The 14,732-nt window shown below is 61.5% G+C and carries 13 protein-coding genes and 1 tRNA gene; 5 read left to right on the top strand and 9 right to left on the bottom strand.

What is annotated here, in order from left to right:
- Positions 1 to 127 precede the first annotated feature (127 nt).
- Positions 128 to 2,014 (top strand): murein L,D-transpeptidase, encoded by a 1,887-nt coding sequence (locus FJ941_RS10875; protein WP_140505371.1) that lies wholly within the window; start codon positions 128 to 130, stop codon positions 2,012 to 2,014.
- Positions 2,015 to 2,017: 3 nt separating this feature from the next.
- On the opposite strand, the gene FJ941_RS10870 is transcribed toward FJ941_RS10875, so the two are convergent.
- The 5 genes from FJ941_RS10870 to FJ941_RS10850 all read right to left on the bottom strand — a co-directional run bounded on the left by FJ941_RS10870 (position 2,018) and on the right by FJ941_RS10850 (position 4,918).
- Positions 2,018 to 2,494 carry a hypothetical protein gene (locus FJ941_RS10870; protein WP_140505369.1) on the bottom strand — a complete coding sequence of 159 codons (477 nt, stop codon included), beginning with the start codon at positions 2,492 to 2,494 and terminating at the stop codon, positions 2,018 to 2,020.
- A 113-nt stretch (positions 2,495 to 2,607) separates the two neighbouring features.
- Positions 2,608 to 3,348, bottom strand: coding sequence for a lysozyme inhibitor LprI family protein (locus FJ941_RS10865; RefSeq protein WP_140505367.1), 741 nt, complete (start codon positions 3,346 to 3,348; stop codon positions 2,608 to 2,610).
- A 145-nt stretch (positions 3,349 to 3,493) separates the two neighbouring features.
- A complete protein-coding gene (locus FJ941_RS10860) occupies positions 3,494 to 3,751 on the bottom strand; it encodes a PepSY domain-containing protein (RefSeq protein WP_027142686.1) in 258 nt (85 codons plus the stop codon).
- A gap of 270 nt (positions 3,752 to 4,021) precedes the next feature.
- Positions 4,022 to 4,096, bottom strand: a tRNA-Val gene (locus FJ941_RS10855).
- A 138-nt stretch (positions 4,097 to 4,234) separates the two neighbouring features.
- Positions 4,235 to 4,918 carry a phosphoglycolate phosphatase gene (locus tag FJ941_RS10850; RefSeq protein ID WP_140505365.1) on the bottom strand — a complete coding sequence of 228 codons (684 nt, stop codon included), beginning with the start codon at positions 4,916 to 4,918 and terminating at the stop codon, positions 4,235 to 4,237.
- A 253-nt stretch (positions 4,919 to 5,171) separates the two neighbouring features.
- On the opposite strand from FJ941_RS10850, the gene rpiA reads away from it, so the two are divergent.
- The 3 genes from rpiA to gor all read left to right on the top strand — a co-directional run bounded on the left by rpiA (position 5,172) and on the right by gor (position 8,019).
- Positions 5,172 to 5,903 carry a ribose-5-phosphate isomerase RpiA gene (gene rpiA / locus FJ941_RS10845; protein ID WP_140505363.1) on the top strand — a complete coding sequence of 244 codons (732 nt, stop codon included), beginning with the start codon at positions 5,172 to 5,174 and terminating at the stop codon, positions 5,901 to 5,903.
- On the top strand, positions 5,890 to 6,510 hold the full coding sequence (locus FJ941_RS10840; protein ID WP_140505361.1) for a DUF2059 domain-containing protein: 621 nt from the start codon (positions 5,890 to 5,892) through the stop codon (positions 6,508 to 6,510). The genes rpiA and FJ941_RS10840 overlap by 14 nt, the downstream gene beginning before the upstream one ends.
- A gap of 117 nt (positions 6,511 to 6,627) precedes the next feature.
- Complete coding sequence (gene gor, locus FJ941_RS10835; RefSeq protein ID WP_140505359.1) at positions 6,628 to 8,019, top strand: glutathione-disulfide reductase; 1,392 nt, start codon at positions 6,628 to 6,630, stop codon at positions 8,017 to 8,019.
- 53 nt (positions 8,020 to 8,072) lie between these two features.
- Here the strand turns inward: gor and mgtE are convergent, their stop codons facing one another.
- Positions 8,073 to 9,437 carry a magnesium transporter gene (mgtE, locus tag FJ941_RS10830; RefSeq protein ID WP_140505357.1) on the bottom strand — a complete coding sequence of 455 codons (1,365 nt, stop codon included), beginning with the start codon at positions 9,435 to 9,437 and terminating at the stop codon, positions 8,073 to 8,075.
- Between the two features lie 271 nt (positions 9,438 to 9,708).
- Positions 9,709 to 11,601 carry an ABC transporter ATP-binding protein/permease gene (locus FJ941_RS10825; protein ID WP_027142692.1) on the bottom strand — a complete coding sequence of 631 codons (1,893 nt, stop codon included), beginning with the start codon at positions 11,599 to 11,601 and terminating at the stop codon, positions 9,709 to 9,711.
- 66 nt (positions 11,602 to 11,667) lie between these two features.
- Here FJ941_RS10825 and FJ941_RS10820 point away from each other — a divergent pair, with 66 nt between their 5' ends.
- Positions 11,668 to 12,021 carry a hypothetical protein gene (locus FJ941_RS10820; RefSeq protein ID WP_140505353.1) on the top strand — a complete coding sequence of 118 codons (354 nt, stop codon included), beginning with the start codon at positions 11,668 to 11,670 and terminating at the stop codon, positions 12,019 to 12,021.
- A gap of 135 nt (positions 12,022 to 12,156) precedes the next feature.
- Here the strand turns inward: FJ941_RS10820 and FJ941_RS10815 are convergent, their stop codons facing one another.
- Together FJ941_RS10815 and FJ941_RS10810 are read right to left on the bottom strand one after the other, a co-directional pair.
- Positions 12,157 to 12,837 carry a DsbA family protein gene (locus FJ941_RS10815; protein ID WP_140505351.1) on the bottom strand — a complete coding sequence of 227 codons (681 nt, stop codon included), beginning with the start codon at positions 12,835 to 12,837 and terminating at the stop codon, positions 12,157 to 12,159.
- Between the two features lie 16 nt (positions 12,838 to 12,853).
- A complete protein-coding gene (locus tag FJ941_RS10810) occupies positions 12,854 to 14,674 on the bottom strand; it encodes an extracellular solute-binding protein (RefSeq protein ID WP_140505349.1) in 1,821 nt (606 codons plus the stop codon).
- Positions 14,675 to 14,732: the final 58 nt, after the last annotated feature.

The raw sequence follows: 14,732 nt of genomic DNA, 5'->3' as shown, positions 1-14,732 counted from the left end.
GAAATTTATGAAAGCTTAACGAAATCGGTATGAATCGGTATAGTCGCGCCTTACATCCGCGCCATGCGGTGAGCGGGACGGTTTATCGTGCGGAACGGGAACCGGTTGCGACCGGAGCGGGTGATCCATGAAATTCCTCGGTAAAAAAGCAACCGTGATGCCGCTGGTGGCGATTACGGCGACGCTGGCCTTCGGCATGCCTCAGGCAGGGGCCCAAGGGCTTTTCGACATGCTGTTCGGCGGCGGGATCAGGCATGAGCCGAAGGGCGAATTTCCGCCTCCTCCGCCAAAGCACAAGCCGAAGGCGCCGGCCGGCAGCGGCGACGGTAGCGTGAGGATCAGCGGTCCGTCATACTACACTTACAAGGCCGACAGGCTGGTGCGTGTCGACTTCTCGACGCTAGCGACCGCGCCGCAGCCGGCGACACCGCAGGATGCCGCTTTCGTTCCTTCGGCCACCGGTGCTGCCTTCCACGATGCCATTGCCGGCCTCAGCGACTATGAACTCTACGCAGAGCCCGACATCGCCAAGGCGCTGATCGCCTATTACTCGGCCAACCCGGATTTCATCTGGGTGAGCGGAACCAGCCCCAACAACCGTGCGCAAGATGCCGTGCGGGTGCTCGGCGAGGCTGCCAGCTACGGCCTCACGCCTGCCGACTACACCGTCGACGTGCCGGCCACCAGTTCGACCTCGACAGACGACGCAGCCAAGCTAAAGGAACTCGTCCGTTTCGAGATGGCGCTGTCGGCACGCGTCCTGCGTTACGCCCATGACGCCCAGAGCGGCCGTGTCGAGCCCAATCGTATGACCGGCTACTACGATTTCCCGGCCAAGCCGCTCGATATGATAGGCGTGCTGAAGACACTAGCGCATACACAGGAAGTTCGCACATATCTGGAATCGCGCCATCCGCAGAATGCGGAGTATCAGGCGCTGCGCGTCGAACTGGAATCGCTGCAGGCGAGTGCCGAGAACGAGATCGTCGTCGATCCCAAGCTGCTGCTGAAGCCAGGCGAAACCAGCCCCGAACTGCCAAAGCTCCTGTCGCTGATCGCGCGTAATCTCGACGACGAGATGGGCGGCAGCTATGGCGAGGTCCTGTCGCGTTTGGCGACCAGCGAAGTCTATGTTCCCGAACTGGTCCCGCTCATCAAGGCGGTGCAGCAGAAGGAGGGCATGAAGGGTGACGGCGTCATCGGACCGCGTACCGTCGCCACACTGGCTGGGACGTCGAAGGCCGACAGGCTGCTGAAGGTCGAGGTGGCGCTGGAAGAACTGCGCTGGCTGCCTTCCGATCTCGGCAGTCCGCGCGTTTTCATCAACCAGCCCGCCTTCACCGCAAGTTACATTGACGACGGCCAGGAAAAGCTGAAGACGCGTGCCGTCGTCGGTCGGGTTACCAACCAGACGGCCTTCTTCTACGATCAGATCAAGCAGGTCGATTTCCACCCCTACTGGGGCGTGCCGCAGTCGATAATCGTCAACGAAATGCTGCCGAGGTTGCGCGGCGACCCCGGCTATCTCGACCGTGCCGGCTACGAGGTGACGGATTCACGCGGCAAGCGCATTCCTTCGTCGGCAGTGAACTGGGGCGCTTATGGCGCCAACATTCCCTACAATGTGCGCCAGCAGCCGAGCGAGGCCAATGCGTTGGGCGAACTGAAGATCCTGTTCCCCAATAAGCATGCGATCTACATGCATGACACGCCGCAGAAATCGTTCTTCAAGCAGGATATGCGCGCGCTCAGCCATGGCTGTGTACGCCTGCAAGATCCGCGCGGCATGGCGGCGGCGGTGCTCGGCACCTCGGTCGATTATATCGCGGAGAAGCTGAAGCACGGACACTCGACCGAGGATGTAACGCGCAAAATCCCGGTCTATGTCGCCTATTTCACCGCCTGGCCAGACATGTCCGGCAAGGTCGAGTATTTCAGCGACGTCTATGACCGCGATTCCCGGCTAAAGCAGGCCCTGGATGCGACCGAGGTGGCGCGCTCACCCTCGAGCTAATCGCTAACTCTCTGACAGCGGGCGCCGGAAGCCGGCGTCGCGCCCGGCGATCAGCCAATAGACCAGCCCGGCCACAAGACCGGCGACGGCGATGATGCCTATATCGACCCAGCGCTCCGGATCGACGTCCTCCGCCGCGCTCGGCCAGATCAGGAAGAAGCCGCCGGCCGCTGCGGCGGCGCCGAAGAGCATGTGCAGCAGCGCGCTGCGCAGGGAGAAAAACTCGGCGATCAGCGCGAAAATCAGCGTCTGTGGCGCGGTCAGCACAACCGTCAGGAAATAGATGAACATGCCGAGCGGCGGCACCACCAAGGCAGCGATCGGTGAGACGCCCATGAGGTCGAAATAGGCGGGCGCGTTGGGCAGGGAACTCAGCGCCGCATAAATCGCCACTACGGCGATCAGCCCAACCAGTATGGCGACAAGATAACCGGCCAGCATCATCAGGACGCGCTTCATCAAGTGCTTCGCAGTCGACATGCCCACCCCCGTGAAGCCCGTTCATCCTACAGTCAGCCATCAATGGCGAATTGACGCAAGGGGAGACGGAAGACCTGGCCAGCGTCGAAGCCTGACGCAGGCGGACCAGCCACTCAGGCGCCGCCGCACATATGCTGCGAATCCGGCAGAGCCCAGGAGCCTTTCGCGACGAGGTCGACGGAATAATAGACCCGGCCACGGTCGTCGTCCTTGGGGCAGTCCCTGGGAATCGCGATCAAGCACATGATGACCGGTTCTCCAACTTTCGAGGCGGCCAATCCAGGCTCGCGATCATAGGAGACAGTCCCGCCACCATTGGTGAACGTGGCCGCGCTGCCCGCGTCGGGACTGGCCGTCTCCAGCGGATCGTCGCCGAGGCGCGTGGTAAGCGTCTTGATGTGCGTCGATGCGCATTGGCCGATTGCTAAGGGCAAGGGCTGATCGTTACGCCCGAGGTTTCGCCCGGCGGCTTCGAGCGCCTTCTTGCCAATCAGCGCGACGTTGTAGTCCTGCACCCAGGATGGCGCATTCCCATAGGTCTGCAAGGCGTTGTTGAGCGCGCTGACGACACAGGCCGTATCGCTCTTGCAGGCATTGCGGTCGGCGATCAGCCCGCGGGCAATCTTGCGCTTGTCGCCGCCGAACGCCGGCTCGAAACCCTTGTACGCCTTCGAAACCAGTAGATCGATCGCCGACAGTTGCGGATCGGCGCAGATCGCCTTTTCCGCCGGCAGGCTTGCCTTGGCGCAGTCGAAGGACGGCCCATCGGCCCGCGCCGGAGAAACGGCAAGGAAACTGCCGGCTGGGACGATGGCGAGCACAGACAGCAAATAAGTTCTAACGAAACATCGCATCACGGCCCCCAAACCAACAGGTTTGCCCAAGGCGCGGCCCGCGCCGGCGCATAACATACCCCAAGGATGGACAATTTGGGCTCCCGTTTCGTCGTTGAGAATGCTCGTAGGCAGCGCATTCGCGACGAGGATATCCCTACGAATCCTATTTTGGTTCGGCCGTCACAGGATCGAAGTCGATTTCGACCTTTGCCTTGTCCGAGGTGTAGTAGGTGACGGTGTAGCCGTCCTTGTCCCAGTCGACCTCTTTCACGTAGCGAAACCCGTCACGCTGCTCGACCTTGGCGATGATCTCCGACAGCTTCTTGGCATTGGGTGGCGGCAGCGGAGTTTCATCCGCGGCAAAGGCAGGCCCGGCGGCGAGAAGAACGGCGACGGAGGTCGCAAGCAGAAATCTGGACATGGTTTTCCCTCAAGTTTCGACGGAGGGAAACTCGCTGCCATGCAGGTTTGTTCCGCATGTGGGCATGCCGGGTCATCCGATCCAAGGATTTGCAGTTGCGGCAAGACAAGCGTCCTATGCCAAAAACCACGATGGCCGCTTCAATACTCATGGCCATACAACGTTGGCGTCACGTCGTCGTGCCTGCATCCCGACGTTTCAATGCCTGCGCAAAAAGGCAGAACGCTGAAGGGGCGGACTGTAGCTGCCGATGTGATGCCAGCAAATAGATGGTGGGCGATGCAGGGATTGAACCTGCGACCCCACCCGTGTGAAGGGTGTGCTCTCCCGCTGAGCTAATCGCCCGCTCGTTGCCCGAAGGCCAAGCGAGCCGCGATATAAGGGAGGCCGGCCCGTTAAGTCAAGGCAGTGTCTGGTGTTCTCACACAGATCGGATTTGCGGTCCCGCCAGGGCCGTTCCGGAGACATTTTCATCGCCGGCGCTCAGTGTGCGGCGGCGCCGATCAGCCCTTGCGCCAGATCGAGCGTCAAGGCATCAAAATGCGATATCACCGCCGAGGGCTCGAACTCGCGCACATGACGGTCGGTGTAGCCGAAGTCGACGGCGACGACAGGAATGCCGGCGGCCTTGGCTGTGTCGATATCTGTTTGCGAATCGCCCACCATCAAGGCGCGGTGCGGATCGCCGCCGGCCCGTTTGATGGTTTCGATCAGGTGACGCGGATCGGGCTTGCGGAACGCGAACGTGTCCTGCCCGGCAATTGCCGCGAAATGCCTGGTAAAGCCAAGCGCTTCGATCAGCGCCAGCGAGTTGGCTTCGTATTTGTTCGTGCAGATGGCCAGCAGATAGCCGGCCTTCTCAAAGCGGGCAATCGCCTCGATCACGCCGGGGTAGGGGCGGGATTTGCCAGGAATATTGTCAGTGTAGTGATCGAGGAATAGTTTCAGCAGCCGGTCGTGCTCCTCAACCTTGAGAGATCGTTGCTGCGCGGCATGCGCCCGTTCGATCATCACCCGGCCGCCATGGCCGACGAAGCGTCTGAAGCCGGCTTCGTCGACGGCCGCCAGTTGGCTGGCCGCCAGGCTGTGGTTGAGGCTGTCGAGCAGGTCCGGCGCCGTGTCAATCAGCGTTCCATCGAGGTCGAACACGATGATCGGGCGACTCATGATCCATCCTGCGCAGGTTTGTGCATCGGCACGCGATAGCGGCTGCGACGCTTTAAGGCAAGCAGACTGGTGAGGCCGCCGCCAAAGGCTTTGACCCGGCCGGCAAAAGTGCTAGGAGCCCGAAACGCTAAAGCGCGTTGCGTCGAAACGGACTCCCTGCGGCGCGCTTTGGGTCTTTGTTTCATGCATGTCGTTTCCCAAAACCGAGGTCACTTTTGGGCGCCATGCATTAGGTTTCGGGGCAGCAAACGGCATGGATGCGAGGCAATTGAAGGTCGAGGCCGCGCGGGCCGCGCTTGCCCATGTCACCGACGGCATGCGGCTCGGCATCGGTACCGGCACCACTGCCGACGAGTTCGTGCGGCTGCTCGCCGACAAAGTTGCCTCCGGCATGACCATAACAGGGGTGCCAACCTCGGAACGCACCGCTGCGCTGTGCCGCGAACTCGGCGTGCCGCTGTCGACGCTGGAGGAAACGCCCGAACTCGATCTCACCGTTGACGGCGCCGACGAAGTCGACCCAGAGCTGACATTGATCAAGGGCGGCGGCGGTGCGCTGCTGCGTGAGAAGATCGTGGCCGCGGCCTCGCAGCGCATGATCGTCATCGCCGACCGTTCGAAGATGGTCGAGACGCTCGGCCGGTTTCCTCTTCCCGTCGAAGTCAACCGGTTCGGCCTGCGCGCGACCGAGATCGCCGTGGCCATGGCGGCTGAAAATCTCGGCCTTTCCGGTCCGGTGACATTGAGGATGACGGGAGGCCAGCCTTTTGTTACAGACGGCGGCCATTTTATCCTCGATGCATCTTTTGGCCGCATTCCGGATACAAGAGCGCTTTCGAATGCTCTCCACGCCATTCCTGGCGTGGTCGAGCACGGTCTTTTCATCGGGCTGGCGTCAGCGGCCATAATCGCCGGCGGCGACGGTATCCAAACTGTCCATGCCGCCCGAAAACCAGGGAGTTCTACCGATCATGATGTTGCATAACCGGGTTCGCCGTCTTTCCGTCCTTGTGGCGGCTTCGGCCGTCTTCGCGTTCTCCTCGCCTGTCTTCGCGCAGGATGTCACGGAATCGCATCTGAAGGCCGCACGCGCCGCGGTTGCCGCGATCCACGCGACCGACCCGTTCGACAACATCCTGCCGCAGGCCGCCGCGGCGCTCGAATCGCAGCTCATCCAGAAGAACCCTGACATGCAGGAGCTGATCGGCAAGACGATCAACGAGAAGGCACTGGCGATGGCCTCGCGCCGCGCGGATCTCGAGAAGGAAGCGGCTCTTGCCTATGCGAAAGTGTTTTCCGAAAAGGAACTCACCGACATCGCGGCCTTCTACAGCTCCGAGTCCGGCAAGAAGCTGCTCGACAGCGGCCCGACCGTGACACGCGACCTCGTCAAGGCCGCCGACATCTGGCAGAACGGCGTAGCTCGCGATCTTGCCCAGCAGGTCGGCGAAACGCTGGCGGCGGCGGCAAAAGCGAAGGCGCCGGCTGCGCCTGCGCCCGCCGATGGCGCCGCTCCGGCCGACAATGCGGCCCCGGCGGATGGCGCCGCACCCGCCGACGGTTCGGCTCCTGCCGACGACACGCAGAACTGATCCGCATTTCAAGCGCGGCCTTTGCGGCCATCTGTAAAGCCCGGCCTGTCCGGGCTTTTCTTTTGGTGGTTTGCGGCCTACCTGTCACTCACATTTTGGCGTTCAAGGAGCCGCTTCATGGCCGGTTATGATTACGACCTCTTCGTCATCGGCGGAGGCTCCGGCGGGGTGAGGGCGGCACGGGTCGCGGCAGCGCTCGGCAAGCGCGTCGGCATCGCCGAAGAATACCGTTTTGGCGGCACCTGCGTCATCAGGGGCTGCGTGCCGAAAAAGCTCTATGTCTATGCCTCGCAATTTCCCGAGCATTTCGCCGACGCCGCCGGCTACGGCTGGACGGTGCCGGAAGCCAGTTTCGACTGGCAGATGCTGGTCGCCAACAAGGACCGCGAGATCAGCCGCCTGGAGTCGATCTACAAGAAAAACGTCGAGGGTTCGGGCGGCGAGACCTTTCATTCGCGGGCGATGATCGTCGACCCGCACGTGATCCATCTCCTGAGCGAGGACCGCACCGTCACCGCCGATCAGATCCTGATCGCCACCGGCGGCCGTCCGGCGGCGCATCCGGCACTGCCCGGCCACGAACACTGCATCTTTTCCAATGAGGCTTTCGACCTCAAGGAACTGCCGAAGGCGATCATGATCGAGGGCGGCGGCTATATCGCGGTCGAGTTCGCCAACATCTTTCACGGGCTCGGCGTCGACACCACGCTGGTCTATCGCGGCAAGGAAATCCTTGGCCGCTTCGACATGGACCTGCGGCGCACGCTGCATGAGACGATGGAAAAGAAGGGGATCAAAATCCTTTGCCATTCCGTCTCCGAATCGGTCAGCAAGCGGCCGGACGGGCGGCTCGACGCGCAGCTCATCAGCGGGCAGGTGCTGACGGTCGACCAGGTGATGCTGGCCATCGGCCGCATTCCCAACAGCGAGAATATGGGACTGGAAGGTATAGGCATCGAGATGGCCACCGCGACCGGTGCGATCAAAGTCGATGATTATTCCCGCACCAACATCGACAATATCTGGGCAATCGGCGATGTCACCAACCGCGTGCAGCTGACGCCGGTGGCGATCCACGAAGCGATGTGCTTCGTCGAGACGGCGTTCAAGGACAATCCGACGGCGCCCGACCACGATACAATCGCGACCGCCGTCTTCTCGCAGCCGGAAATCGGCACGGTCGGCCTATCGGAGGACGAAGCCGTCAAACGCTTCGCCGACATCGAGATCTACCGCGCCAGCTTCCGCCCGATGCGGCACACGTTGTCGGGCCGTGACGAAAAGATGCTGATCAAGCTGGTCGTCGACGGCGCTTCGCGCAAGGTTCTCGGCGCCCACATACTAGGGCCGGACGCCGGCGAAATGGCACAGCTGCTCGGCATCCCCCTGAAGGCGGGGCTGACCAAGGATGATTTCGACCGCACAATGGCCGTTCATCCGACCGCGGCAGAAGAGCTCGTCACCATGTACAAGCCGACCTACCGCGTGAAGGACGGCGAGCGCATCTGACGCCTCGGCTATCGCGCCGCCGCCAGCCTTGGCCGGCGGCGGCGGTCAAACCGCTACAGCAACGTGCCGCGCAGGATGACCAGCGCCACCGAGAAATAGATTACCAGTCCGGTGACATCGACCAGCGTGGCGACAAACGGCGCGGATGCGCTGGCGGGGTCGAAACCGACCCGTTTCAGGGCGAAAGGCAGCATCGACCCCGACAGCGAACCGAAGGTGACGATGCCGACCAGTGCGGCGCCGACAGTCGTGGCGATCAGCGGCCAGTGCGGGCCATAGTCGTAGAAGCCCATATATTGCCAGAGCGCGATGCGGCAGACGCCGACCACGCCGAGCATGGCGCCGAGCACGAGACCGGTGGGCAATTCGCGCAACGCCACCCGCCACCAGTCGCGAAGGCCGATCTCGCGCAGCGCCAGCGCACGGATGACCAGCGATGTCGCCTGCGAGCCGGAATTGCCGCCCGAGCTCATGATCAGCGGAATGAACAGCGTCAGCACGATCGCTTTCTCCAGCTCGCCCTCATAGCTTTGCATCGCATTGGCCGTCAGCATCTCGCTGATGAACAGCGCGCAGAGCCAGCCGCCACGCTTCTTGATCATGGCGAGGAAGCTCATCTTCATATACGGCTCGTCCAGAGCCTCCATGCCGCCGAAGCGATGTACGTCCTCCGTGGTCTCCTCGATCATCGTGTCGATGATGTCGTCGATGGTGACGATGCCGAGGATCTTGCCGTGGTCCACCACCGGAACGGCGAGCAGATCGTATTTGGAGATCGTCTGCGCCAGGTTTTCGCGATCGGTCAGCGGGCTGACCGTCACCGGCATGCGATCGGGCGCCACCGACAGGATCGAGTCGTCCGGCTCACCGGTGATGAGCCGACGCAAGCCGGTCGACCGCACCAGGAGGTGTGTTTGCGGATCGACGATGTAGATTGCATAGACGGTCTCGCGCGTCCGCTCGACCTTGCGGATGTAATCGAGCGTGCGCCCGACGGTCCAGTCGGAGGGAACGCTGACGAACTCCGTCGTCATGATCGAGGCGGCGCTGCCTTCGGGATAGCCCAGAATGGAAAGCAGGGTCGCGCGCAGCGGCGGCGCCAATGCGCCGAGCAGTTCGGAGCGTGCCGGCTCTTCGAGCTCGCGCAGAATGTCGGCCGCGCGGTCGACGGACATGGCGGTGAGCAGCTTGCTCGCCTTGGGACGGGGCAGGGCCTCCGCCAGTTCGGGCGCGCCCTCAAGCTCCGGCTGATCGAAAATCTCGACCAGCCGTTCGAAGGGTACGGCGCAAAGCAGCTCCGTCGCGGTTTCGCGCGATTCATGATTGAGCGCCTCGACGACGTCGGCGACGTGGTCATTGGCAAGGATGCGGGCGATGGCGACGGCCTCGTCGTCCGCTACGGGGGAAAAATCGTTCATGGTTCACTCCTTGCCGTCCGGCAGGACATGAACCATTCAGGTCACGTCGAGGCGGACGGCGGTTGCGTTCGACTGTGACTGTCGCCAGGCATGGCGCGGTGACCTTTCCGCTTGCGGGTTCGCTTTTGACTGTCTGCAAGCCGGCGCAACATAGGAGCGCGCCTTGCCGAGTCAATCGCAGTGAGGAAGTAAAACAGTGCCGAGCGGCGCCGATCGCGAGACTGTGATCACCGTCCGCCGTTTGACGCGGCAAGTCCCGGTGACGTCATCGTTATTTCTGCTTCAGCCGGCGCGAGAACCGCGTCCATTTGTCCTCGACCGGCCTTGGCTGGGCCAGGATCGTGGTGAGTTCGAGGGGCAGGCTCGGGGCGAGCGGTTTCTTCGTGGCGACACCGTCGGCAATCAGGACCATCGAGTGGTAGAACTCGGTGCCGGCAGCCGATCTCGGCGCCACGGCTTCGTGCATGACACTGATCACCGTCACATCGGGGCAGTTGTCCTTGATGGCCTGGTGGAAGGCGATCTTGCCGTCAGGGTCGAGAGCACCGGTCGCTTCGTCGAGGAACAACAGTCCCGGCTGCTGCAGTATGATACGAGCCACCACCAGCTTCTGTTTCTGGCCGCCCGACAGGACCTGATCCCAGCTTTTGCCCTCGCGACTTTCATTGGCCATGTGTTCGATGAAATCGCCAAGGCCAGCCTTGTGCAGCGCCGACGCGACCTGGGCATCGCCATGATCGCGTTCGGAGCCGGGCAGGCAGACAAGCTGCTTCAGCGACACCTGCGGCAGCTTGACCTCCTGGGCGGCATAAAAACTCTTCACGCCCTCGGGGAAGACGATGGTGCCGCGGCCGTAGGGCCACAAGCCGTTGATCGCCTTGATCAGCGAGGTCTTACCGCAACCGGATTCGCCTTTCAGGAAGGTCCATTCACCGCGCCGGAAGCGCAGGTTGGCGGAACTGAGGAATGGCGTCGCGTCCTCGCCCTGGTGCGCCAGCTCCAGCTTCTGGATGGTCAGGCCGAAAACCGGATTTTGGCTGGCGTAGTGGAAGTCGGAACGGCCGCTCTGGCTGTAGAATTCCTGTGGGTGCTGGACATTCTCGATCGCGTTGGCGAGCTCCGTCACACGCTGGCTATTGGCGCGAAGCGTGGCGATGGCGGGCATGACATGGATGAACCACGAACACTGGCTGATGAGTTGGCCCACCATTTCGGAGCCGGTGATGTAGCCTTTATAGTCCAGGCGGCTGTGGATGAACGGCACCAGGCCAGGAGCATAGGCCACAATACGGGCGCCGATGAAATTGTAGATCAACTCGAACGACATATAGCTCGTGTTGACGACATTCAGCCGTCCCCAGGTGCGATCGATGTCGACATAGAGCCGGTCGTGCATCATTTTCTGCACGCCCTCGCCATGTGAGGCGGCGACATGGAAGCTGCGGCGCAGGAATGTCGTCAGTTCGCTACGATAGCTTCCCTCGGCCTTCTGCATGCGAATATTGAGACGTTCGAGCAGGCTGCCGAGCTTGACCGCGATCCAGGTGTTGAGGGGCACGTAAGTGGCGACCGCGAGAAGGGCAAGAACGGCGCTGCCATAGCTGCCAAGGAACTCCAGACCTTTGACCTCCACTGACGACTGCAGCAGGTTCTGGCCGATAAAGTAGAGCGAAGTCGCCAGCCCCAGCACGCCCATGGCGAGGCCGATCGCACCGCCGGTCATGTCCTTGATCGATTCCTGGATGCGCTGGTCGACATTGTCGGGCGCAACGATGCCGCCGTCCGCGGAACCATGTTGAGCATGGAAATGGGTATGGTTGCCGTCGAGCAAGGCCTGGTTGAATTTGTCATTCAGCCAGCCACGCCATTTGCGGTGCAAGGTTGCCGAGACGAGATTGCGAATACCAGTGAAGCCGGCATCCTTGAGCAGGACGAGCAGCACCAGCACGCCGGCGTTGGTCAGGATTGTCTCCAGCGGACGGGTGTTGGCGGCGTCGTGCAGGAAGGCAATTGAATTCACCAATTCGCCCGAAGCCATGGCGAACCATACGCTGGCCTTGCTGGACAGCGCGGTGAGCAGCGCGATCACCAGAGTCAGCGTCCAGGCTTCCTTCCAGCGGTCCGAGACCCAGTAGGCTCGCATGAGCCCCCAGAAATTGCGCATCGAGGATACCGGCGTCAAATGCGACTGCCCTGCGGCGCCGCGGTGTAGTCCATCCGGTACTGACTCTTGCGATCGTCTGCCGATCCGAATCACGATCCCGCCCAAACCTTTTTTGTTTTGTTACGGATGGTAACACCAATTGATCATTTTCCATTAATTTTAAACCGGGCCGACCAGAAAACCGCCGCGGCCGTTGCCCTGAGGCAACAGATTGAAGATCGAATTGCCATAAAAACGGTGGATGATGACCAGAAAATTTCCGTGGATTTCAGGCATTTAGGCGCCACGGCCGCGGCCGTAGCAGATCTTCCCTTAGGGAAGCTTCGTACACGGCTTTGTGACTCAAAAGCCGTGTGGGGCGGGGGATTTTCTTACTGGGCCTGGCCAGAATTCCCGAAGTACGCCGCCCTCAATGTCTGATTCCTTGCCGCAGCGACGTCGCCAAACTCGCCTGTCCCGTCATCAACCAAGGGGTTGATCCGTACCAGCGCGCCAACGATGGCTGATTCTCTCATCAGCAAGGCCAAAATGGCGGCGAAGTGACGTCTGCTGGCCTCAGTCGGCCTTTTCCAATTCACCACGCGCCTTGGCCGCCGCGACCTGACGGATCGCATCAGCCAACGTGTCCGCGTCCTGCGCGCCCATCACGGCATATTTACCCTCGAGCAGGAAGCACGGGACGCCTGTGATGCCCATGCGCGACGCGGTCGCGATTTCCGTGCGGACCGCTTCGACATCGGCGTCGCTCGGCAAGAGCGTTTCAACAACCGAGGCGTCCATGCCGGCCTCGCGGGCAGCTTCGACCAGTACCATATGGTCGCCGACGTTGACGCCCTCCTCGAAATTCAGCTGGAACAGGCGGCGCACCAGCCTGTTTTGAACGTCCTCGCCGGCGGCACCGGCCCAGCGGATCAACCGATGCGCGTCGAGCGTGTTCGGTGTCACCTTTATGGCATCGAAGGCAAAGGAGATGCCCTCGGCCTCGCCAAGCGGCTCGATGCGGGCATGAATTTCGCGAATGCGCTCCTCGCTGCCGAACTTGGCCAGCATGTAGTCGCGGCGATCCTTGCCTTGCGGCGGGATGGTGGGATCGAGCTGGAACGGCCGCCAGCGTATATGAACTTCGACATCTCCGGCCGCGGCGATCGCCTTGTCCAGCCGCTTCTGACCGATGAAGCACCACGGGCAGACGACGTCCGACACCACATCGACGGTTATGGTGTTCGCTTCGTTCATCTCTATCTCCGGATTTTCAGTTCGGTTTGCGCCACCAGGTCGGCAACTGGTAACCGAATATGGGCGTCTTTCGCGGATGTTCCAGATAATTCCAGTAAGCAAGCCACTGCTGCGTGTTGTATTGCATCGGCACCATGTAATTGCCGGAGATCAGCAGCCGGTCGAGAACGCGAACCGCCGCGACATAATCCTCCTTCGAACGGGCTCGCAGCATTGCGTCGATGGCCGCATCGATCGCCGGATCGGCGACGCCGGCGAGATTGAACGATCCTTCCGTCCTGGCCGCGGCGGACGACCAGCGCCCGATCTGTTCGATGCCAGGGGACAACGAATTGTTGAAGCCGCTGGAGCCGATCAGGACTTCGAAATCGAAACGCTGCTTGCGCGACTGGATCTGGTCGCCGTCGAGGCTGCGGATGCTGACGTTGATGCCAATCTTCTCCAATGTGCGCTGGTAGATGCCGGCCAGACGCTCTTCGTCCTGCGAGGCGGTCAGGATCTCGAAGCCAAAAGGTTTGCCATCGGGATCGATCATCGTGCCGTTGTTCACTTGGTAGCCGATGCTTTTCAGAAGGTCGAAAGCGGTCTTCAGCACCTTGCGGTCCTGGCCCGAACCGTCCGTCACCGGCGGTTTCCAGGTGCCGTCCATTACGTCGGCCGGCACGCGGCCGGGGTAGGGCGCCAGAAGCGCCTTTTCCCTGTCGTCAGCCGGATGGCCGAGCGCGGAAAGTTCCGAATTTTGCCAATAGCTCATCGTGCGGGTGTACTTGCCGCCGAACAGATTTTTGTTGGCCCATTCGAAATCATAAAGCATGCCGAGCGCGCGCCGAACCACCGGGTTGGAAAACTTCGGTAGCCTCGTGTTGAACAGAAAACCGGTCACGACGGGCGGAATGCCGGTGTCGAAGGTTTCAGAAACCACGTCACCCCTATGAAAGGCGGGAAAGTCGAGATCGCGCTCGCGTTTCACCGGATCGCCGTCGTCATCGATGGCGCAAAGTCCCTTCTTGAAGGCTTCGAGCTTGGCGTTGGCGTTGAGAAAATACTCGATGGTGATCTGGTCGTAATTGTCGAAACCGCGCTTGGCGGGAATGTCCTTGCCCCAGTAGTCGGGGTTGCGCTTGAAGACGATGCGTTGGCCGGGCGTCACCTGCGCGATCCTGTAGGGACCGCTTCCGATCAACGGCTTCAGCGTCGTTCTGTCGAAAGTATCGATGTCGAACGCGTGCTTGGGTATGATCGGCGTCAGCGCGATGATCAGGGGAAACTCACGATCGGCCTTGTCGTTGAAGGTGAAGCGCACGCTATGGTCGCCGGTCTTTTCGAGCTTGGCGATCCTGGCCATGCGGTCGCTATAGGGCGGGCGGCCTTTCTGCGTATAGGCATCGTAAGTGAACAGCACGTCTTCCGGCGTCACCGGCTGACCATCCGACCATTTGGCGTTCGGGTTGAGATGGAACTCGATGCTCTTGCGCTCGGGGTCCATGTCAGCTGTGTCGGCCAAAAGCCCATAGAGGGTAAAAGCCTCGTCTGCACTGCGCTGCATCAGCGGCTCGAACACCAGATTGCCGAAAATCGTGTCCATCATGCCGCGCGCCGTCGTGCGCAGGCTTTTCAGGATGAAAGGGTTTAGATTGTCGAAGCTGCCGACGACGCAATAAGTGATGCTGCCACCCTTCGGCGCGTCGGGATTGACGTAGCTGAAATGGGTGTAGTCCGGCGGCAGGGCCGGTTCGCCCTGCATCGCAATCGCGTATTTCGGCTCCGACAGCGCCGGTGGCGATGACAGGGTGAAAAACGATAGTGCGGTGACCAGCCAAACAAGAACGCGGCCCATGACCGTCTCCTTAACAGGTCGGCTTGATGATTCGGTCCGCACCCTAGCATGGGGCAAC

This window comes from Mesorhizobium sp. B2-3-13 (assembly GCF_006442195.1).
In the GTDB taxonomy this organism is placed as follows: Bacteria; Pseudomonadota; Alphaproteobacteria; order Rhizobiales; family Rhizobiaceae; genus Mesorhizobium; species Mesorhizobium salmacidum.
The sequence above is the reverse complement of the archived record's forward strand: the minus strand, read 5'-3'. Positions and strand labels throughout refer to the sequence as shown.

Bases quoted from the DNA above. Each gene is read 5' to 3' on its own strand.
- rpiA (WP_140505363.1), top strand. From the start codon at position 5,172: ATGGATGCGAGGCAATTGAAGGTCGAGGCCGCGCGGGCCGCGCTTGCC.
- FJ941_RS10860 (WP_027142686.1), bottom strand. From the start codon at position 3,751: ATGTCCAGATTTCTGCTTGCGACCTCCGTCGCCGTTCTTCTCGCCGCC.
- FJ941_RS10825 (WP_027142692.1), bottom strand. From the start codon at position 11,601: ATGCGCAATTTCTGGGGGCTCATGCGAGCCTACTGGGTCTCGGACCGC.
- FJ941_RS10840 (WP_140505361.1), top strand. From the start codon at position 5,890: ATGATGTTGCATAACCGGGTTCGCCGTCTTTCCGTCCTTGTGGCGGCT.
- FJ941_RS10870 (WP_140505369.1), bottom strand. From the start codon at position 2,494: ATGTCGACTGCGAAGCACTTGATGAAGCGCGTCCTGATGATGCTGGCC.
- mgtE (WP_140505357.1), bottom strand. From the start codon at position 9,437: ATGAACGATTTTTCCCCCGTAGCGGACGACGAGGCCGTCGCCATCGCC.
- FJ941_RS10865 (WP_140505367.1), bottom strand. From the start codon at position 3,348: ATGCGATGTTTCGTTAGAACTTATTTGCTGTCTGTGCTCGCCATCGTC.
- FJ941_RS10875 (WP_140505371.1), top strand. From the start codon at position 128: ATGAAATTCCTCGGTAAAAAAGCAACCGTGATGCCGCTGGTGGCGATT.
- gor (WP_140505359.1), top strand. From the start codon at position 6,628: ATGGCCGGTTATGATTACGACCTCTTCGTCATCGGCGGAGGCTCCGGC.
- FJ941_RS10815 (WP_140505351.1), bottom strand. From the start codon at position 12,837: ATGAACGAAGCGAACACCATAACCGTCGATGTGGTGTCGGACGTCGTC.
- FJ941_RS10810 (WP_140505349.1), bottom strand. From the start codon at position 14,674: ATGGGCCGCGTTCTTGTTTGGCTGGTCACCGCACTATCGTTTTTCACC.
- FJ941_RS10850 (WP_140505365.1), bottom strand. From the start codon at position 4,918: ATGAGTCGCCCGATCATCGTGTTCGACCTCGATGGAACGCTGATTGAC.